Origin of the sequence: Mesorhizobium sp. BE184 (assembly GCF_031457045.1) — a bacterium.
Classification (GTDB): domain Bacteria; phylum Pseudomonadota; class Alphaproteobacteria; order Rhizobiales; family Rhizobiaceae; genus Mesorhizobium.
In genome coordinates, this window is record NZ_JAVDVU010000001.1 from 235,207 (window position 1) to 254,023 (window position 18,817).

At 63.2% G+C, this 18,817-nt stretch carries 18 protein-coding genes; 5 read left to right on the top strand and 13 right to left on the bottom strand.

Annotated features, from left to right (window positions below; translation table 11 throughout):
- Positions 1 to 29: 29 nt before the first annotated feature.
- From J2X35_RS19790 to J2X35_RS01170, 13 genes are all read right to left on the bottom strand, one after another.
- Entirely contained in the window at positions 30 to 371 is a 342-nt protein-coding gene (locus tag J2X35_RS19790) for a DUF4279 domain-containing protein (protein ID WP_405023167.1), read from the bottom strand.
- Positions 349 to 2,220, bottom strand: a complete 1,872-nt coding sequence (locus tag J2X35_RS19795) for an aconitase X (protein WP_405023168.1) — start codon at positions 2,218 to 2,220, stop codon at positions 349 to 351. Before J2X35_RS19795 ends, J2X35_RS19790 begins: the two co-directional genes overlap by 23 nt.
- Positions 2,217 to 2,981: a molybdopterin-synthase adenylyltransferase MoeB gene (locus tag J2X35_RS01120; RefSeq protein WP_310180412.1), complete on the bottom strand. Its 765-nt coding sequence runs from the start codon at positions 2,979 to 2,981 to the stop codon at positions 2,217 to 2,219. Before J2X35_RS01120 ends, J2X35_RS19795 begins: the two co-directional genes overlap by 4 nt.
- A gap of 205 nt (positions 2,982 to 3,186) precedes the next feature.
- A complete protein-coding gene (gene recF / locus J2X35_RS01125; RefSeq protein ID WP_310180413.1) occupies positions 3,187 to 4,320 on the bottom strand; it encodes a DNA replication/repair protein RecF in 1,134 nt (377 codons plus the stop codon).
- Between the two features lie 172 nt (positions 4,321 to 4,492).
- Complete coding sequence (gene dnaN / locus J2X35_RS01130; RefSeq protein ID WP_310180414.1) at positions 4,493 to 5,611, bottom strand: DNA polymerase III subunit beta; 1,119 nt, start codon at positions 5,609 to 5,611, stop codon at positions 4,493 to 4,495.
- A 199-nt stretch (positions 5,612 to 5,810) separates the two neighbouring features.
- Positions 5,811 to 7,352 (bottom strand): chromosomal replication initiator protein DnaA, encoded by a 1,542-nt coding sequence (dnaA, locus tag J2X35_RS01135; protein ID WP_310180416.1) that lies wholly within the window; start codon positions 7,350 to 7,352, stop codon positions 5,811 to 5,813.
- Between the two features lie 795 nt (positions 7,353 to 8,147).
- On the bottom strand, positions 8,148 to 8,414 hold the full coding sequence (gene rpsT, locus J2X35_RS01140; protein ID WP_056107560.1) for a 30S ribosomal protein S20: 267 nt from the start codon (positions 8,412 to 8,414) through the stop codon (positions 8,148 to 8,150).
- Positions 8,415 to 8,574: 160 nt separating this feature from the next.
- Positions 8,575 to 9,348, bottom strand: coding sequence for an enoyl-CoA hydratase (locus J2X35_RS01145; protein WP_310180417.1), 774 nt, complete (start codon positions 9,346 to 9,348; stop codon positions 8,575 to 8,577).
- A gap of 78 nt (positions 9,349 to 9,426) precedes the next feature.
- Positions 9,427 to 10,317: a bifunctional DNA-formamidopyrimidine glycosylase/DNA-(apurinic or apyrimidinic site) lyase gene (mutM, locus tag J2X35_RS01150; RefSeq protein ID WP_310180418.1), complete on the bottom strand. Its 891-nt coding sequence runs from the start codon at positions 10,315 to 10,317 to the stop codon at positions 9,427 to 9,429.
- Positions 10,310 to 11,545 (bottom strand): phosphopentomutase, encoded by a 1,236-nt coding sequence (locus J2X35_RS01155; RefSeq protein ID WP_056107569.1) that lies wholly within the window; start codon positions 11,543 to 11,545, stop codon positions 10,310 to 10,312. The genes mutM and J2X35_RS01155 overlap by 8 nt, the downstream gene beginning before the upstream one ends.
- A gap of 155 nt (positions 11,546 to 11,700) precedes the next feature.
- On the bottom strand, positions 11,701 to 12,342 hold the full coding sequence (locus tag J2X35_RS01160; RefSeq protein WP_310180419.1) for a pilus assembly protein: 642 nt from the start codon (positions 12,340 to 12,342) through the stop codon (positions 11,701 to 11,703).
- A 31-nt stretch (positions 12,343 to 12,373) separates the two neighbouring features.
- Positions 12,374 to 12,967 carry a TadE/TadG family type IV pilus assembly protein gene (locus J2X35_RS01165; RefSeq protein ID WP_056107575.1) on the bottom strand — a complete coding sequence of 198 codons (594 nt, stop codon included), beginning with the start codon at positions 12,965 to 12,967 and terminating at the stop codon, positions 12,374 to 12,376.
- Between the two features lie 138 nt (positions 12,968 to 13,105).
- Positions 13,106 to 13,525, bottom strand: a complete 420-nt coding sequence (locus J2X35_RS01170; RefSeq protein ID WP_056115179.1) for a pilus assembly protein N-terminal domain-containing protein — start codon at positions 13,523 to 13,525, stop codon at positions 13,106 to 13,108.
- Between the two features lie 183 nt (positions 13,526 to 13,708).
- Between J2X35_RS01170 and J2X35_RS01175 the strand changes: the two genes are divergently transcribed.
- The 5 genes from J2X35_RS01175 to J2X35_RS01195 all read left to right on the top strand — a co-directional run bounded on the left by J2X35_RS01175 (position 13,709) and on the right by J2X35_RS01195 (position 18,793).
- Complete coding sequence (locus tag J2X35_RS01175; RefSeq protein WP_056115182.1) at positions 13,709 to 14,227, top strand: prepilin peptidase; 519 nt, start codon at positions 13,709 to 13,711, stop codon at positions 14,225 to 14,227.
- 175 nt (positions 14,228 to 14,402) lie between these two features.
- Positions 14,403 to 15,215 (top strand): Flp pilus assembly protein CpaB, encoded by an 813-nt coding sequence (gene cpaB / locus J2X35_RS01180; protein ID WP_056107577.1) that lies wholly within the window; start codon positions 14,403 to 14,405, stop codon positions 15,213 to 15,215.
- Entirely contained in the window at positions 15,212 to 16,744 is a 1,533-nt protein-coding gene (locus tag J2X35_RS01185; RefSeq protein WP_056107580.1) for a type II and III secretion system protein family protein, read from the top strand. The genes cpaB and J2X35_RS01185 overlap by 4 nt, the downstream gene beginning before the upstream one ends.
- A 14-nt stretch (positions 16,745 to 16,758) precedes the next feature.
- Entirely contained in the window at positions 16,759 to 17,484 is a 726-nt protein-coding gene (locus J2X35_RS01190) for a CpaD family pilus assembly protein (RefSeq protein ID WP_310180421.1), read from the top strand.
- Between the two features lie 28 nt (positions 17,485 to 17,512).
- Positions 17,513 to 18,793, top strand: coding sequence for a CpaE family protein (locus J2X35_RS01195; protein ID WP_200946433.1), 1,281 nt, complete (start codon positions 17,513 to 17,515; stop codon positions 18,791 to 18,793).
- The last annotated feature ends 24 nt before the right edge of the window (positions 18,794 to 18,817 follow it).

Consider the following 18,817-nt stretch of genomic DNA (forward strand, 5'->3'; position numbering starts at 1 on the left):
TTGGCCAAGCATCAACAGCACGTCCGGCATCAAGACTTCGCCTTCATTCCAGCGATTGAGCCAAAGCCCGCAAAAAAGTCTGCCTCGAAGCGCGAAGTCAAATCGCGCCAAATGCTTAGATCGTCTGTCATCCTGCCGAGAAGCTGGCGAATCTGCGTGCTGAGGTCTCCGGGAACAGCCCTCTCGATTTCGAGCGACCATCTACCCGTGCGTGCAATCATTGGTTTGCCCTTAGGCGTGTGCCAAGTGCCGCCTTTCCTCCGAGAGTCACTTGGCTGGACACCTAGCAGGGACGTCACCTCGTCGGGGTCCAATTGATCTCCAAGGAGTCGGAAGGTGACGCTCGTTTCACTTACGACGGCCAAGCCCACCTCCGTTTGCCAGGGTCATGGATCCATCGACGGCCACGGAGACGGTGGTCATCTTGAAGGTCTCAAACCTAGCCCGATCCAATCTCACTGCCATCGGCGTCGGCCAGTCCATTTCCCGCGCGACGATGAGGCCGAGCAGCAGGATGGCGTCCGGCTCATGCAGCACCAGCGCCGCCGGCGCGTGGCCGTTATGGGCGAGTTCCAGCAGAACGGCGGACGCCGAGGACGAACCGATCGTGCCGGGCAGGAACAGCACGCGGCCTGAAACACTCTCGCCGCATTGCGGGTGGCGGACGTCGGCGATGCGCCCGCTGGCCGGATCGACCCCGCCCCAGAAGCTGATCGGCGCGGTGAGGATGAGGGCCTCGCCGGTGCCGGGAGCGCCGGACACGAGGATTTGGGCTGTGGCGCCGTTACCTTGAAGGTTCCCCTTGGCTGGTTCGGTCTGCACACCCCCACCCCTCAAGGGGGAGGAGGACCTCGCTGCCGATGTGCCCTGCAAACTTGCCGGCTCTGGAGCCGTGGTGGAAATACGACCAAGTTCCCCTCTCTCTTGAAGGGAGGGGTTAGGGGTGGGGGTGCGCCACTCTTGCCCGGCAAGATCCAGAAACACTGGCCGTCCCGCCACCGCGCTTTCCACGCATTCCGCCAGCGAACCGTAAAGCACCGCATAGCCGGTGTTGCCTGGCGCATAATGCGCGAACTTGCCGGAATTGGTCATCAGCACCCCGCCCAAACGTTCGGCCAGGATGGGCGTCACCACCACGCAGGTGTCGGCGACGACCGTCACGCCCGCCGCTTCCAGCGCCTCGCGCCGGCCCTGCCTGTCGAGTTCGGTCACGACGTGACGTCCGGTGCAGGCATAGAGAGGCACGCGCAGCCGGCGCCCGGCGAGCAGCCGCTCCAGCGCGACGAATTCGGCCAGCGAAAGATGCGGGCTGCCGATGGCGACGGCGTCGATCTGGTCCGGGGCCGCGGTGGTCGATAGCCTTGCCCGCGCATCCGCCACCATGGCTGGAGTCACCTGGATCGTCATGTCCGCGGGTTTGCCGCCCAGCGCGGTCTCCAGGTCGGGGGCTTCCGGTGTGATGCCGGCGATGTGGAACAGGCCTACCGCCCCGGAAGACGCGGCGGCCGCGCCGAACGCCTTCAGCGCATCCTCCCCCGGATGGCCGGCCATGCCGGCGATGACGCCGACTGCGTCGCCCACTTCGCGACCGTAGAGAGAACCGAGCACCGGCCAGGCGATCTCGGAGTCGAGGAAGGTGTGGGGCAGGGCGGATACATCGAACGCCAGGCGGGCTCCGCGGTTCTCTTGCCTGTGCAGCCCATAATCCGGCGCGCGGGCGGCAATGGCGCAGGCGATGTCGAGGAAATCGCCGTAGCGGTTGGTGCGCGCGCCGAGCACCGAATTGCAGAACACCACGGCGTTGGACTCGCCCCAGGCGACGTCGGTGCCGAATGCCGGCCTGTGCCCGGCCTGGTAGGGTGCGCAGGTCCAGCTCTGTTCGCAGCCGAGTTCGCGGTAAGCTTCCATCATGCGCCGCGCCATGCCGCGCCGCGGCTCGGCCAGCCGCACATGCGAACAGCCGGTCAGGTCCAGCGCGCCGACATTGAGCGTCGAGCGCACTTTTACCCGGGCGCCGCCCGCAACCAGCCGCTCGGCGAACAGCGTGCCGGAATCCCCGTGATAGAGCGCGCCGTCGATATGCGCGGACTGGATCGGGATGAGCCGTGGCGCGCCGAGCAGGCTTGCGCTGGTCGCGACGATGCGCATCGCCATGGCCGCGCCCTGGCCATCGCGGCCGCCGGCGATTGCACGCTCTTCCACGGTAAGGTGCAGGCTCACGGCCGATGGCTTTTGTAGCGGATCGTGTCGAAGCGGGCGGCCAGCGCGTCATAGAGCAGCAGCCGCCCGACAAGCGGCTCGCCGATGCCGGTGATGAGCTTGATCGCTTCCATCGCCTGCAGCATGCCGATGACGCCGGTCAGCGCCCCGAGCACGCCGGCCTCGGCGCAGGACGGCACCAGCCCCGCCGGCGGGGCTTCCGGGAAGAGGTCGCGATAGGAGGGATTGGGCTGTCCGTCCGCGCCGGTCTCGAACGGCTTCAGCACAGTCAGGGATCCGTCGAAACGGCCGACCGCGGCATGGACCAACGGCTTTTTCTCCGCCGCGCAGGCATCCGCCGCCGCGTAGCGCGTTTCGAAATTGTCGGAGCCGTCGACGACGATGTCATAGGCCCTGACGAGGGCAGCGGCGTTTTCCGCCGCCATGCGGAAATCGTGCAATTCCACCGCGACATTCGGGTTGATGCGGGCAATGGACTGTCTTGCGCTCTCGCCCTTGGCCATTCCGATGGAGTCCGTGCCATGGATGACCTGTCGCTGCAGGTTCGACAGCGAAACCGTGTCGTCATCGACAATGCCCAGCGTGCCGACGCCGGCGGCGGCGAGATATTCCAGTACCGGCGCGCCCAGCCCGCCGGCGCCGATCACCAGCACCCGCGCGCGCTTCAGCTTCTGCTGCCCGCTGCCGCCGATTTCAGGCAGCACGATGTGGCGCGCATAGCGTTCGAGTTCTTCGTCGGTGAGGGGTGTTGCGATGGCCATTGATGAACTTTAGAGCGTTTCGTCTCGGTGCGTCATCCCGCAATTCTCGGCAAAAACGAAATCGACCGGAAACTCCGCCGTCGTCCCGGCCAAGCGAGCTTGCGAGCGCTGAGCCGGGATCCAGTCCGGAACATGGCCTGTGTTCTGGCATGGATCCCGGATATCCGCTCTCCGTTTCGCTCCAAATGGTTTCCGGGATGACGATTTAGCCCATTGCCACAACCGCGCCGTGGTCCACCGACAGGAACTGCGCCCGGCCGGCGAGCGACGAAAACAGCGCGGCGTCGGTTCCCGTCATGAAGGCTTGGCAGTTCAGCTCTTCGAGGATCGCAAACAGCGCCGCGCGCCGTCCGGCGTCGAGATGCGCGGCGATCTCGTCGAGCAGGAGGATGGGCGGCAGGCCGGACATCTCCCCGGTCAGGCGCGCGTGCGAGAGCACGATGCCGACCAGCAGCGCCTTCTGCTCGCCGGTCGAGCATAGCTCCGCCGGCATCGCCTTTGGCCGGTGCCGCACCACGAGGTCGGAACGGTGCGGGCCGTCCAGCGTGCGGCCGGCGGCGCGGTCGCGCTCGCGGCCCTCGGCCAGCGCTCGCCGGAATTTTTCCTCCACCTCGACGGCGGGCAGAGTGGTGACAGCCTGCTCCAGCTCGCCTTCGAGACCGATATCGGCCTGCGGAAACGGTCCGTCGCCGGGCAGTTTCTCGATCATGACGGCAAGCAGCCGCACCATTTCGGCGCGCGCCGCGGCGATCGCCACGCCGGTCTCGGCCATCTGCGTCTCGATGGCATCGAACCAGGCACCATCGCGCGATCCTTCGGAAAGCAGCCGGTTGCGTCCGCGCATGGCTTTTTCGTAGTCGAGCGCGCGCTGGCCATGATTGGCGTCGATGGCGAGCACCAGGCGGTCGAGGAAGCGCCGGCGGTCCCCGGCAGGCCCGGTGAAAAGCGCATCCATCGCCGGCGTCAGCCACACCACCCGCAGCCATTCCAGCATGGCGTCGGCCGAGCGGGCAGGGGCGCCATTGATGCGAACGCGCCGGCTGCTGTCGGCGTCGCCGCCGCCGATGACACCCGTGCCGATCTCTGCTTCCCCGGCAGGCCCATCCAGCGTGGCGTGGAGGGCGAAGCCGCCATCGCCGCCTTCGCGCGCGATTTCGGCATAGGAGGCGCGCCGCAGCCCGCGTCCCGGCGTGAGCAGCGAGATGGCCTCGAGCAGGTTCGTCTTGCCGGCGCCATTGTCGCCGGTCAACACGACCGGCCCCGGCCGCAGCTCGACGGACAGGTTCGCATAGTTGCGGAAGTTTGTAAGCGTGAGCTTACTTATATGGGTGGCGGACACGTTTTATCCTCTCCCTTGCGGGGAGGGTCGGCAAGCGAACGAAACGAAGTGAGGTTCGCGAGACGGGGTGGGGGTATTCAAAAAGTACCTACTCGACAGGTGCAAAGGTTATGCGGCCGACCCCAAACCCGCTCGCTGCGTTTGCGACCCTCCCCGCAAGCAGGAAGGTAAACTACACCCGCATCGGCATCAGAACGTAGAGCGTGTTCTCGTCGCTGGTGTCGTGGATCAGGGTCGGCGAACCGGCATCGGCCAGCATGAAGCGGGCCTCGCTGCCGGTCAGCTGCGCCGCGACGTCGAGCAGATAGCGGGCGTTGAAGCCGATCTCGATCGGGTCGGACGAATAGTCCGCCGCCAGTTCCTCCGTCGCGCTGCCGGAATCCGGATTGTTGACGGCGAGCGTCACCTGCCCCTCGGCGATGGAGAGCTTTACTGCCCGGCCGCGCTCGGACGAGATGGTGGAGACGCGATCGACGGCGGCGGCAAAGGTCTGCCGGTCGATGATGAGCTTCTTGTCGTTGCCGGTCGGAATGACGCGCTGGTAATCGGGGAACGTCCCGTCGATCAGCTTGGAGGTCAAAACCACGCTGCCGATGGTGAAGCGGATCTTGGTGTCGGAAAGCTCGGTGGTGACGGCGACATCGGGATCGTCGACGAGCTTCTGCAACTCGCTGACGGTCTTGCGCGGAATGATGATGCCGGGCATCCCTTCCGACCCAGCCGGCGCTTCCATCTCCGCGCGCGCCAGACGGTGCCCGTCGGTCGCCACCGAGCGCAGCTTGAGCTTGCCGCCCGATTCATGCGTGTGCAGGTAGATGCCGTTCAGGTAATAGCGCGTCTCCTCGGTGGAGATCGCGAACTGCGTCTTCTCGATGAGGCCCTTGAGCCCCGCAGAATCCATTCGGAAGATGTGCGAGAACGAGCCCGCCGAGAGCTCCGGAAAATCGGATTGCGGCAGGCACTGCAGGCGGAAACTTGACCGGCCGGAAGCGACCGTCATGGCGTTGCCGTCCTCGTCCGTTTTCAGCATCACTTCGGCGCCGTCGGCCAGCTTGCGCACGATATCGTAGAGAAGATGCGCCGGAACGGTGGTGGCGCCGCCCTGTTCGACCTTGGCGGGCGTCGCCTCGGTGACCTCGAGGTCGAGATCCGTCGCCTTCATTTCGAGACTGCCGCCTTCGGCCGCCAAGAGCACGTTGGAGAGAATCGGGATCGTGTTGCGGCGCTCCACCACGCGATGCACGTGGTTCAGAGACTTCAGCAGGTTTGACCGTTCCAGAATAACACGCATGACGAAACAGGCTCGCTTCAATGAATAGGCGGGTCCCCGATCACCGGCGGCCCGCGAACGATCCGAACACGTTCAGAATCCAGTCAAACTGACAGGAAAAGCCTTGCAAAAGCAAGCCCGCGGCGTCGGTTCCGGCGCGGCGGGCAGCCTTTCTGGGGATAAAGCCGGCGGCCGCGAAGCCACCTGCTTTTTCAGCGCGTCAGGCCTGCTCGTTGATCAGCCTTCTGAGCAGCTCCAGTTCCTGCGCCAGCGTGTTGTCGCCGCCGGACAGGTCCTCGATCTTGCGCACGGCATGCAGCACCGTGGTGTGGTCCCGGCCGCCGAAGCGGCGGCCGATTTCCGGCAGCGAACGCGGCGTCATCACCTTGGACAGGTACATGGCTATCTGGCGCGGCTTGACGATGGTGCGCGTGCGCCGGTTGGAGAGCAGTTCCGTCTTCGAGACATTGTAGTGGCGCGCCACGATGCGCTGGATGTCCTCGATGCGGACACGCTTCGGCTCTCCCGTGCGGTAGATGTGGCCGAGGATTTCATCGATGCGATCGATCGTGATCTGAGGCTCGAACGACTTGCGGAACAAAAGCTGGTTGAAAGCGCCTTCCAGTTCGCGTCCGCTGCCCGTCACGGTGCGGGCGATGTGGTTCAGGATTTCTTCGGAAAAATCGAGCGACGTATCGTCCACCTTGGCTGTTGCAAGCCGCATCTGCAGCATGCCGAGGCGCATGGAGAAGTCGGGCGCCGACATTTCCAGCGCCACGCCGCCATTGAGGCGCGAGCGCACGCGCGGCTCGAGCGATTCCAGTTCAGCCGGCGGACGGTCCGCCGCCACCACAACCTGCTTGGCGCTGTCCAGCAGCATGTTGATCAGATGGCAGAACTCGTGCTGGATCGACTTGCCCTGCAGGAACTGCATGTCGTCGATGATCAGAAGGTCGATGTCGCGCAGCTGCTCTTTCAGCGTCAGGGCGTTGTTGTCGCGGATGGCGGTGGCGAAGCGCCACATGAAGTACTCCGCCGTCAGGTAGACGACCCGGGATCTTGGATTGTTGCGCAGCGATTCCGCGGCAATCGCCTGCAGAAGGTGCGTCTTGCCGAGGCCGACCGTCGCGTGGAGGAACAGCGGATTGAAGCGGACGGCGCTTGTGGCGGATTCGGCCACGGCGCGCGCCGCCGCGAAAGCGACGCGGTTGGAGGGGCCTTCGACGAAAGAGGTGAATGTATAGCGCGGATCGAGTGGCGAGCCGAGCACGCTCTGCCGGAACTCGGTCTCCGGGCTGGAAATGCGGGGCGAGGCGGAGCGCTCCTGCTTGCCTGCGGCATTCAGCGTTCCGGACGACAGCGCCGTTTGCGCCTGCCTGGTTGCCTTGAGCGCCGGGGTGGCTTCGGCTTCCGCTGCGCGCATGTGGCGGGTCGCGGTTCGCACGACGATCTCGACCTTGAGAAGGTCCGGGTTTTCCTGCTTCCACAATTCCGTGATGAGATCGAGGTAGTGCCCGGTGATCCACGAGCGCAGGAAAGCCGTGGGCACCGACATCCGCACGACGGCCTTCGACATCTCGTCCAGCTTCATTCTTCCGAACCAGCTGGAATAGACCTCGCTGCCCAGGCGAGCCTTCAACTGGGTCCTGACGCGTTCGAACCGAAGATCGGTTTCCGTCGTCGCCACCATGCCATTCTCTCCAACCAGATTTCCTGGAAATGGCACGTCGCCGCTCAATTTCCTGTCGATGCCGCTTTGCACTTTTATGTCCCTTATTGTCTCGTCTGTTCTGTCGCCGGGATGCGCCTCCTGCATCCTTGATCCGGCAACAAATCCAACCGTGCTATCGACGCCTGGTGCCATCGCAATTTATGAATTGCGCTTCAGGCCCAACACCTGACGGCAAAGCACGGCCCTCCGGCGAAACGCCGTTGTCCCTTAAATCACCATGCAAATGACCCCAGTCCCCAACACGCATCGAAAGAACACACAACCCCGTTCGCGAATTGCTTCGCGTCGTGAAAGCCGACGATTTTGGCTGGGTCGAGGGCCAAAGGCCCGTCCCTTTCGATGGACAGACACTAACGAAATCGGCGCCGAAAGGGCAAGGCCAAGTTAAACGCAATTTTAACGAATCGGGGTCTCTGATGGGGCCTTTGGCGCCGCCTTCGAACGGACCCGATCCGCAAAGCCGTTGTGATTCAAAACGTTTTCCGGCGAATGTGAAAATCGGTAGCTGGCGCGAAATTTTTTATAATATTTTTCTTGACAGCCACTTGTCCCCCGCCATCCGGGGACAGTGTGAACAACCTGTGGAGTGACCTGCTTTAAGCTTTTGATATTAAAGGATTTTAGTCGTCAACTTTTGTAAAGTTGCAGGTATCCTTCAGGTGCCGATCCCCGTTATGCGGGAAGGATATGCCGGCAAAACTTCAAATAGCCTGCGTTCTTCGTCGCCGAGTTAATCAGCACACCCATCTCGCAATCTTGCCGGCAAAAGAAAAACCCGGCGTCCAGCGCCGGGTTTCTTGAAAAGTCCAGACTGCGAAGTGGAATTTACGCAGAAAGCGTCTTCAGCCGATGCGCCAGGCGCGAAACCTTGCGGGACGCGGTATTCCTGTGAAGGACGCCCTTCGTCGCAGCGCGCATCAATTCCGGCTGGGCCGCCTTGAGGGCCGCTTCCGCCGCGCTCTTGTCGCCAGCGGCCAGGGCCTCTTCGACCTTGCGCACATAGTTGCGCACGCGCGAACGGCGGTTCTTGTTGACCGCGGCGCGGCGGGCGATCTTGCGCGTTGCTTTTTTGGCCGATGAGGTGTTGGCCATGGATGCCTCTCTTCCGATCTCAGTGGTGGGCGCACGCGGCATGCCGCAGGGCGCAAAAAACAAACGGGCAGCCAAGCGGCCGCCTCGATTGGTGCGGCTTATAGTGCAGCTTTTCCGACGCGTCAACGCCGCGCCGTGTTCTTTTTGGTTGACCGGCCGCTTAGCGGTTACGGAAATTCGGCGGCCTTTTTTCGACGAAGGCGGTCATGCCTTCCTTCTGGTCTTCCAGCGCGAACATCGAGTGGAAAAGCCGCTTCTCGAACCGCAGGCCCTCGGCCAGCGTGGTCTCGTAGGCGCGGTTCACCGCCTCCTTGTTCATGATCACGGACGGCAGCGAGAAAGCCGCGATCCTGGCCGCGGCCTTCAAGGCCTCGTCCAGAAGCTCGGCGGCCGGAACGACACGCGACACCAGGCCAGACCGTTCGGCCTCGGCGGCGTCCATCATGCGGCCGGTAAGGCACATATCCATGGCCTTGGACTTGCCGACGAAGCGGGTCAGCCGCTGCGACCCGCCCATGCCGGGCATGACGCCGAGCGTGATTTCCGGCTGGCCGAATTTGGCGGTGTCGGCGGCGATGATGAAATCGCACATCATGGCCAGTTCGCAACCGCCGCCCAGCGCGTATCCCGCAACCGCGGCGATGATCGGCTTGCGGGCGCGGGTCAGCTCCTCCCAGCCGACGAAGAAGTCTTCCAGGTAAACATCGACATAGCCCTTGGCCTGCATCTCCTTGATGTCGGCGCCGGCAGCGAAAGCCTTTTCGGACCCGGTGATGACCATCGCGCCGATGGCCGCATCGGCCTCGAACGACTGGACCGCCCTGACGATTTCCGCCTGGATTTGCGAATTCAGCGCATTCAACGCCTTGGGGCGGTTCAGCGTTATCAGGCCGACCTTGCCGCGCGTTTCGGCGATGATGGTTTCGTAGTCCATGTCCTGCTCCTCTCGCTTCTCCTTGCGCTGTAGCGAGAGCTTCCGGCGGATACAAGTATTCCGTGTAACCGAGGTGATTTAATACTGGCAGGTCGGGCAATAGAAGGTCGAGCGACCGCTTTGCACGATGCGCTTTATGGCGCCGCCGCAGCCCGGTCTCGGGCACGGCTCGCCCTCACGGTCGTAGACGGCGAAGGAGTGCTGAAAGTAGCCGAGCGAGCCGTCCGCCTGCCTGTAGTCGCGCAGCGATGAGCCGCCGGCGGCGATCGCATCGGCGATGACGGCGCGGATCGCTCCGGCAAGACCTTCGGCATGCGCGCGCGCTCTTTTGGTCGGTCCGGCGATGGTGCCGGCCCGGCGCAGCGGCGAAAGCCCCGCCCGCCACAACGCCTCCGACACATAGATGTTGCCGAGGCCGGCGATCAGCGTCTGGTCGAGAAGGGCGGCCTTGAGCGGCGCTTTCCTGCCTTCCAGAAGGCCGGCGAGAAGAGGGCCGTCCAGCGCGTTGCCCGTGGGCTCGATTCCCAGGCTTGCCAGCATCGGGTGCTCGTCCGGCGCGCACTCGGCGAAAAGCATGAAGCCGAACCGGCGCGGATCGTTGAAGACGATGCGTGCGGCAGGTCCTGCCGCCGGCTCGAGCTCGAAGACGACATGGTCATGCGCGCCGGCGGCCGTGCGTTGGTGATGAAAGTCGCCGGGTGTTTCGCTGGCGTTCGCCGTCTCGATGCGGAACGAGCCCGACATGCCGAGATGGCAGATCAGCGCCGGCCCGCCTTCAAGATGCATGGTCAGATATTTGGCTCGGCGGCCCAGCGACAAAATTTTCCGGCCGGCGAGGCGGGCGGCGAAATTTTCCGGCAGCGGAAAGCGCAGATCCGGACGGCGGGCCTCGACGCGGACGATGCGCGCGCCTTCCATCACCGGCTGCAGACCGCGCCGGACGGTCTCGACCTCCGGCAGTTCAGGCATCGCCGCCGATCGCGGCGTAGAAGGATTTGCCGTATTTTCCGGGCGCGATTCCGAGATGCTCCGCGATTGTTTCGCCGAGATCGGAGAAGGTCTCCCGCAAACCGATATCGCCGCCCTTGAGGCCGGGCGCAAAGCCGATCACCGGTATGCGCTCACGCGTGTGGTCGGTGCCCTTCCAGGTCGGATCGTTGCCATGATCGGCGGTCAGGAAGAACAGGTCGCCGGACTTCAGTTTGGCCAGCGCTTCGGGGATACGCGCATCGAACGCCTCGAGCGCGGCGGCATAGCCGGGCACGTCGCGGCGATGGCCGAAGTCCGTGTCGAAATCGACGAAGTTGGCGAACACGAAGTCGCCGTTGCGGGCATCGTCCATCGCGCCCAGCGCCTTATCGAACATGGCCATGTTTCCCGGCCCCTTGCGCACTTCGGAAATGCCTCGGTGCGCGAAGATGTCGCCGATCTTGCCGATGGCGATGACGCGGCGCCCATTCTCGACCAGCCGGTCGAGCAAGGTCGGCTCGGGCGGCGGAACCGAAAAGTCCTTGCGGTTGGGCGTCCGCTGGAATTCGCCCGGATGTTCGCCGAGGAAGGGTCTGGCGATTACGCGGCCGATGTTGAGGGGGTCGACCAGCCGCCGCACCACCTTGCAGAAGTCGTAAAGCCGCTCCAGCCCGAAATGCGTCTCGTGCGCCGCGATCTGCATGACGGAATCGACGGAGGTGTAGCAGATGGGCATTCCCGTCCGGATATGCTCTTCGCCATAGTCCTCGATGACGCCGGTGCCGGTGGCGTGGCGGTTGGCAAGAATGCCGGGCACCTTGCCCTCGCGGATCATCGCTTCCGTCAGGTCGGCGGGAAAAGCGGGGATCGTCTCGGGGAAATACCCCCAGTTGAACAGCACCGGCAGGCCGGCGATTTCCCAGTGGCCGGACGGCGTATCCTTGCCGTTGGATATTTCCTGCGCCGCGCCGCGGATGGAGGAGGGAAGGGCGGTTCCACCGTCGAAGTCGAAGCCGGTAGCGATCCTGGCGGCCTCGCCCAGGCCCAGCGCTGCCATGTTGGGAAGCTTCAGCGGTCCCTGGCGCAGGCCATCGCGGTCGCCGCGACCAGCAGCGCATGCCTCGGCGATGTGCCCGAATGTGTTGGAACCCGTGTCGCCGTAGCGGTCGGCGTCGCCCGCGCCGCCAATTCCGAACGAGTCGAGAACGAAAACGAACGCACGCGCCATGGATGGTCCAGTCCCTGTTAAGGCCCAGACATAGGATTGCGCGTCAGACTTGGCAAACCATTTCCGGCCTGAACCGACGGCAGGGAAGGGAACTGCGGGATCGATCCCGACGAGGCCGCCTGTCCGGCGCCACCATCAGGAAAGGCGCGGCTGCGTCAGGGGCAATCCGAGCAGGTGATCGTGTTGGTGACGCGCGGGCGCAGATAATAGGTCTCTTCCATCGGCAGCTTGTCGAAGGCCGCTGTAAGGCCGGCGGCCTTCTTGCCGTCGGCGGCCCAGGTCAGCACCGGCCGGTAGTCGAGTTCGGTTTGAACGCGGATCAGGAACGTGTTGGCAATGTTGAGATTGGCCGGAACTGTCGTTTCCGTGTTTTTGGCCACATCCTTGCTGTAGGCGCCGTTTTGCACCTTCCACGACCATGCGACCTTGGCCTTGGGCGTGGCGTCGTTCGTCATCTGGATCGCGGTGATGACGATCTTCGGGTCGGTGCGGCCATAAGGCTGCAGCGTCGTATCGCCAATCTTCAGGATCGCTTTGAGATCGTTCGTCGACACGTCGAGCTGTTGCGCGACGAGATCCGCCACCATGGAACTCAGGCGGTTCACTTTCTTGTTGGTCTCGATGGCCTGCGCCACCTCCATGGTGACGAAATACATCGCCAGAAGAAGCGGAGCGATCAGCGCGAACTCGACGGCGGCGATGCCGCGGCGGTCGCTGCAAAAACGCTTTGCCCCGGTCAGCAGCGCGCGAAGCGTCCTGCCGGCCTGCCCGATATGTGCCCCCGCACGAAACGACATTTATCTACCTTCCACCCCGGTATCGATACGATCAGTTATCGAAGGGCTCGTTCTGCCAGGTCGCCGAAGCGAAATGCAGGGTTGCCCCGTTTTCGAGATTAGCCATGCTCTTGGCCATGAAATCGGTCATCACCGGCCATTTGTAGAAGACACGCAACATGCTCTTCTGCGTCGATAGTCCGGGTTCGAATTTGAAGCCGCCGCTTTCGGCTGCGCCATTGGTAAGCAGGACGATCTTCTTGTTCTGGATGGCGAAGCTGGCGTTCGCCAGCGCTTCGAATGTCGGCTTGGTCCGCAGGTCGACTTCAAGTCCCGGACAGCCCTTCGCCACCATGATTTCGAGCTTGGCGCAGATCAGGTTCTTGACCTGGGTCGCCGAGGCATCGGCTGCCTTGATCTGGCCGGTGCGGAACTGCCGCGCGACGCTGTCGGTAGCGTTCGTCATCACTTCCTGCGCGGCAAACGAGATGCAGCATTCGAGGACGGCGAAGACCAGCAGCGAGAACGGAATGGCAAGCACCGCGAATTCAATCGCCGTGCTGCCGTCGCGTTCCCGTGCGAAGCGCCTGAACAAGCGGGTCCGCTTTTCTTTACGCTCGCCCGTTGGGGACGAAAGAATGTCCATTTTGCCTCTGCCCGATTGTCGCAAGGTATCTGGAATGACCCTATACGAAACCTGTTGAGGCCCGGTTTGGATGATTGTTAGATTTGGACGCGTGCGCTTTACCGATGGTTTACCAACCGGTTTTCCGCGTCGTTCCGATCACTGGCCGGCGTTCATTTCCGCTTCGGACTGCTTCTCGGCGTCGGATTTATACGAGCTTTCGCAATAGGGCGCGCAGGACATTGTCTGCACCTGCGAGCGACGGTAGATGCGCACGGTCGATGCGTTTTCGCGCACCACCGTCACCTGTTCGTCGATGATCGGGCTGCCTTCGCGATCCAGGACGACCAGATTGGTCACGCCGAAGCCCTTGCCGGTCAAAACGATGGTGGAAGCGTCCTGCACCGACGCGTCGGCGATCAGCGGATTGCCGACCACGATGGTGTCGGCGGCGCGCGTCAGCTTAAGGATCTTGGCCTGGTTCATGGTGACTTCGATGCCGGCGCCGCCTTGTGCCGGCAGCACATAGGCCGTGGCGGCAAGTACGGCAGCTAGCAGGAGCGGTCTCGACACGGCCATCTTCATCTCCGGGACAGGCAGAGTGTTCAACGGAATATGAACGGGATTGGTGAACCAACGGTTAAGCCAGCCGGCTGTCGCGCTGCAATCTTAAGAAATAGACGCAAAACCACGGGTTCGGCTCACCGATCCTTAACGGGTCTCTTTTATCATATGCTGGTTTTCGAACCGTGCGTGAAACCGATGATCGAAGCTCTGATATTTGTCGTCTTTCCGTTCTGCATGTTGTTTGCAGCCATTTCCGACATGCTGTCGATGACGATCGCCAACCGGGTATCCCTGCTTTTGGCAGGCGTCTTCCTGGCCGTGGCGCCGCTGACGGGCATGGATTGGGCGACCTATGGCTGGCATATCGCAGCCGGCGCGCTGGTCCTGACGGTTACCTTCGGCCTGTTCGCGCTGGGCGGCATGGGCGGCGGCGACGCCAAATTGCTGGCCGCCACATCCTTGTGGATGGGTTTCGGGATGCCGCTCATCCAGTATCTGGTCATTTCGGCTTTCGTCGGCGGTCTCCTGACCCTGGCCATCATCTTGTACCGCAACTCGGATCTGATGATCATGACCCGCAACAACCGGTTCCTGAGTAATTTCGCCGACGAATCGGTCGGCGTGCCGTATGGCATCGCCCTTGGCGTCGGCGGGCTGATTGCCTTTCCCGACAGCCCTCTCATGATCTGGGCGCTCGGCCGCCTGGCCGGTTAAGGACCAACCTCAGCCTTCGTTTCGGCTTTGCGCCAGGTGCGACCGGCGGTTAACTCTTTCCAATTTGAATAAACGTTAAATTAAGCATGATCGTAAGCAGAGCATTAACCCTAATTTGACGATTGCCGCTGCACAGTCCGGGCTGGCTAGGCGTTTGCCAAATGGGGTTTGAGATATGCCGGCGTCCCGATTGATCATTTTAGGCGTAGCCTTCGCAGCTGCCGGCGGCGCCGGCTATGTCGCGAAGAACATGGTGGTTCCCGCGCCCACCGAGGTGGCGACCGAAGGCCCCAAGGCGCCGTCCATCGTCACGCAGGATGTGCTTGCGCTGACAGGCGATGTCGGCATGGGCACGACGCTCGACAGCAATATCGGCTGGCAGGCCTGGCCGTCCGACGCGGTCAACGCCAATTTCATCACCCGCGCCAACGAACCCGAAGCGGTGGAGAAGCTGAAGGACTCCGTTGCGCGGGTCGCCATGTATTCGGGCGAACCGGTGCGCCGGTCCAAGCTGATCGGCGAGGGACAGAGCTTCATGTCGTCCATCCTGCCTTCCGGCAGCCGGGCGGTCGCCACATCGATCGCCGCGGACACGTCGGCCGGCGGCTTCATTCTTCCCAACGACTATGTCGATGTCATCATGACCCGCCGCGCTGACGGAGCCAATGGCGGCAGCGGCTTCACCACCGAGACAATCCTCAAGAATATCCGGGTGCTGGCCATCGACCAGACCATCCAAGAGGACGAGGAAGGCAAGAAGACGCGCGTCGGACAGACCGCCACGCTGGAGCTGACGCCGCAGCAGGCGGAGATCATCACCGTGGCGCAGCAGATGGCGGACCGGCTGACACTGGCGCTGCGCTCGATCACCGACACGCAGGAAAAGGTCACGGACGAAGCCGACTATCTCGTCAGCGGCAACGGACGGAAGGGAACCGTTCGTCTCATCAAGTCGGGCGAGATTTCCGAAGTAGGGGCAAGGAAATGATCTTAATAGGAAAGCTTCCGCTGATCGCGGCGACTGCCGTCGGCCTTCTGCTCGCCGGAACCGCGGGACAGGGCGTTGTCGACGCCAGCGCGGCCAGCAGGACACAGGTCAGCGCATCCGCCGCCACGCAGCGCGTCAAGGTGGGATTGAACAAATCGGTGGTCATCGACCTGCCGAGCGACGCCTATGACATTCTGGTGGCGAATCCGGCGGTGGCCGATGCGGTCACCCGCACGTCGCGGCGCATCTATCTCTTCGGCAAGGCGGTCGGCGAAACCAACATCTTCGTCTTCGGCGCCAATGGCGAGCAGATCGCCAGCCTCGATCTCTCCATCGAGCGCGATGTCGCCGGCCTCCAGGATTATCTGGAACGCTTCATTCCCAATTCGGACATCAAGGTCGAGCTTCTCAACGACAACGTCGTCCTGACCGGAACGGTCGAGACGCCGCTCGACGCCAAGCGCGCAGCGGATCTTGCCAACATCTTCGTCACCGGTGGTGAGGCGACCACGGGCCAGTATTCCCAGACCGCTTCCGGCGGCTCCTCGGACGGCGGCGTCGACATCAACAACCCGGACTCCGAACGCCAGAAGAGCCAGATCGTCAATTTGCTGCAGATCATCGGCGACGACCAGGTGACGCTGAAGGTGACGGTGGCCGAAGTCAGCCGCTCGGTCATGAAGCAGCTTGGCGTCAACATGATCGGCAGCGGCGACAGCAACGGTTTGAGCTGGGGCGCCCTGAGCGAGAATTCCTACGGCCTTGGCAAGCCTTTGTCGGCCTCGACGCTGGCTCTCGGCACCTCTGCCATCGACGCCTATGTCAACGCGATGGAGCAGGCGGGCGTCATGAAGACGCTGGCCGAGCCGACGCTGACGGCGGTTTCCGGCGAAAAGGCGACGTTCAAGGTCGGCGGTGAATACAATCTCATCACCAGCCGCAACGTCGACAAGGACACCGGCCAGGTCGTCTACACCAACGAAAAGATCGAGTACGGCATCGGCCTGGAGTTCCAGCCCGTGGTGCTGTCGCCCGGGCGCATCAGCCTCAAGGTCCGCACCTCGGTGTCGGAACCCACCACCGAAGGTTCCACGACGCTGGAGGGTGGCTCGAGCAGGGGCTCAAAGAGCAACGCCTATGGCGTGAACCTGCTCTCGATCCGCAAGCGGCTGGCCGATACAACGGTCGAATTGCCTTCGGGCGGGTCGATGATGATCGCCGGTCTCGTCCGTGACGATGTTCGGCAGGCCGTTCAGGGCCTGCCCGGCCTCTCCAAGATTCCGGTACTCGGCACGCTGTTCCGCAGCCGCGACTTCGTCCGCAATGAAAGCGAACTGGTCATCATCATCACGCCTTACCTGGCTCGGCCGGTCGCCCGCAACGACCTCGCCAAGCCGGATGATAATTTCAATCCCGCCAGCGATGGCGCGGGCATGTTCCTTGGCCGCGTCAACCGCGTCTACGGCACCATGCAGACGGACAAGCCCGCCGGCCGGTATCACGGCGTCGTCGGCTTCATTTACAAATGATTGGGGAACGGGACATGTCTTCGTCGATCTTGAAGGCCGGGGCAGTACGGGCAAACGGCCGGGCGTTCCACAAGCAGGCGCTTCCGCTCCTGGCCATGACGGCAGCGGTTCTCCTCGCGGGCTGCGCCAACCGCGACAGCATCACGGTCGGCTCCGTGCCGGACGACTATCGCACCAACCATCCGATCGTCATCTCGGAGAAATACCAGAAGATCGATCTGCCGGTCGCCGCCGGCGACCGCGGCATGAGCAAGGCTCAGCGCGACACATTGCTTGGCTTCCTCGATGGATATGACAGGAGCGCGGCGCCCGTCCTGACGATCATGACGCCTGCCGGTTCGTCGAACGAAGTGGCGGCGCGCGCCGCCGCCCGCGAATTCGCCCGCACCGCGATCGCCAACGGCGTCAGCTCCCGGCGCATTTCCACCGAAGTCTATCAGGTCGGTGCGTCGGATACTTCGGCGCCCGTCCGGGTGGCCTTCACCTCGATCAGGGCGCAGACGGACAAATGCGGACGCTGGCCCGAGGATATCGGCGATACCACCGAGAACAAGCACTACAAGAATTTCGGCTGCTCCTACCAGAACAACCTCGCCGCCCAGGTCGCCAATCCGGCCGATCTGATCGGCCCGCGCAAGCGGACAACGATAGACGCCGAAAATCGCGACGCGGTCATCGACGTATACCGGGGCCGTGGTGTTTCGGACGAATTCCTGAGCAACTCGGAAGTCGATTACTGACCGCGCATCGCAGGGAAAGAGCATGACGATGAGCAACCTTGCCTACGATCCCGATCTGCCTGCCGCCGAATCCTCGCAGCAGGACGTTGCCGCCATGCAGGCGCTGCGGCCGATCCCGCGCATCTCGATCCAGGCGTTCTGCGAGACGGAAGGCGTAGCCAACCCGATCGAACGCGCCGGCGAAGACCGCCGCATGGCGAAGGCGCATCTCAAGGTGCATATGGGCGGCATCGCGACCGCGATTGAGTTCTATCAGTCGGCGCCAACGCCGAACCTCATCGTGCTGGAATCCCGCGCCGAGCCGCAGGCGCTGATTTCCCAGCTTGGCGAACTTTCGGAGTATTGCGATCCTTCCTCCAAGGTCGTCGTCATCGGCCACTACAACGATGTCGGCCTCTATCGCGAACTGATCCGTTCAGGCATCTCCGAATATGTCATCGCGCCGATCTCCATGGTCGATATCGTCAGCGTCATCTCCTCGATCTTCGTCGATCCGGATGCCGAGCCGATCGGCCGTTCCATCGCCTTCGTCGGCGCCAAGGGCGGCGTCGGCTCCTCGACCATCGCCCACAACGTCGCCTGGGCGATGTCGTCGCTGTTCAAGTCGGAAGTCGTGGTCGCCGACCTCGACCTCGCCTTCGGCACCGCCAACATCAATTTCGACCAGGATCCGGCGCAGGGCATTGCCGAAGCCGTGTTCTCGCCCGAGCGCATCGACGAGGTCTACCTCGACCGCCTGCTGGCGCAGTGCGCGGAGAACCTGTCCCTGCTTGCCGCGCCGTCCACGCTGGACAGGGTCTACGACTTCGATCCGGAAGCCTTCACGCAGATCATCGACACCGCTCAGCGCAGCGCACCCATGCTCGTGCTCGACGTTCCGCATATCTGGTCGGGATGGAGCAAGAACACGCTGATCAAGGCCGACGAGATCGTCATCACGGCGACGCCGGAACTGGCCAATCTGCGCAACACCAAGAACATGGTCGACATGCTGAAGCGGCTGCGTCCGAACGATCCGCCGCCCAAGCTTGTCCTCAATCAGGCGGGCGTGCCCAAGCGGCCGGAAATCACCGCGCAGGACTTTGCCGAACCGCTCGGCATAACGCCGATCGCCGTCATTCCCTTCGACGCGCTGCTCTTCGGCAACGCCGCCAACAATGGCCGCATGCTGGGCGAGATGGACGCCAAGAACCCGACGGTCGCCATCATCAACGAGATTGCCCATGTGCTCACCGGCCGTGGCGAGGTCAAGTCGAGGAAGAAGGCAGGCCTGGGCGGCATGCTTGGCAAACTCATGCGTAAGAAGTGACTGATTAAGCGGCGGGATTGGTAG

Coding starts and splice junctions, on each gene's coding strand:
- J2X35_RS01120 (WP_310180412.1), bottom strand. CDS start 2,981: ATGGCCATCGCAACACCCCTCACCGACGAAGAACTCGAACGCTATGCG.
- dnaN (WP_310180414.1), bottom strand. CDS start 5,611: ATGCGTGTTATTCTGGAACGGTCAAACCTGCTGAAGTCTCTGAACCAC.
- rpsT (WP_056107560.1), bottom strand. CDS start 8,414: ATGGCCAACACCTCATCGGCCAAAAAAGCAACGCGCAAGATCGCCCGC.
- J2X35_RS01145 (WP_310180417.1), bottom strand. CDS start 9,348: ATGGACTACGAAACCATCATCGCCGAAACGCGCGGCAAGGTCGGCCTG.
- mutM (WP_310180418.1), bottom strand. CDS start 10,317: ATGCCTGAACTGCCGGAGGTCGAGACCGTCCGGCGCGGTCTGCAGCCG.
- J2X35_RS01155 (WP_056107569.1), bottom strand. CDS start 11,545: ATGGCGCGTGCGTTCGTTTTCGTTCTCGACTCGTTCGGAATTGGCGGC.
- J2X35_RS01160 (WP_310180419.1), bottom strand. CDS start 12,342: ATGTCGTTTCGTGCGGGGGCACATATCGGGCAGGCCGGCAGGACGCTT.
- J2X35_RS01165 (WP_056107575.1), bottom strand. CDS start 12,967: ATGGACATTCTTTCGTCCCCAACGGGCGAGCGTAAAGAAAAGCGGACC.
- J2X35_RS01170 (WP_056115179.1), bottom strand. CDS start 13,525: ATGGCCGTGTCGAGACCGCTCCTGCTAGCTGCCGTACTTGCCGCCACG.
- J2X35_RS01175 (WP_056115182.1), top strand. CDS start 13,709: ATGATCGAAGCTCTGATATTTGTCGTCTTTCCGTTCTGCATGTTGTTT.
- cpaB (WP_056107577.1), top strand. CDS start 14,403: ATGCCGGCGTCCCGATTGATCATTTTAGGCGTAGCCTTCGCAGCTGCC.
- J2X35_RS01185 (WP_056107580.1), top strand. CDS start 15,212: ATGATCTTAATAGGAAAGCTTCCGCTGATCGCGGCGACTGCCGTCGGC.
- J2X35_RS01190 (WP_310180421.1), top strand. CDS start 16,759: ATGTCTTCGTCGATCTTGAAGGCCGGGGCAGTACGGGCAAACGGCCGG.
- J2X35_RS01195 (WP_200946433.1), top strand. CDS start 17,513: ATGAGCAACCTTGCCTACGATCCCGATCTGCCTGCCGCCGAATCCTCG.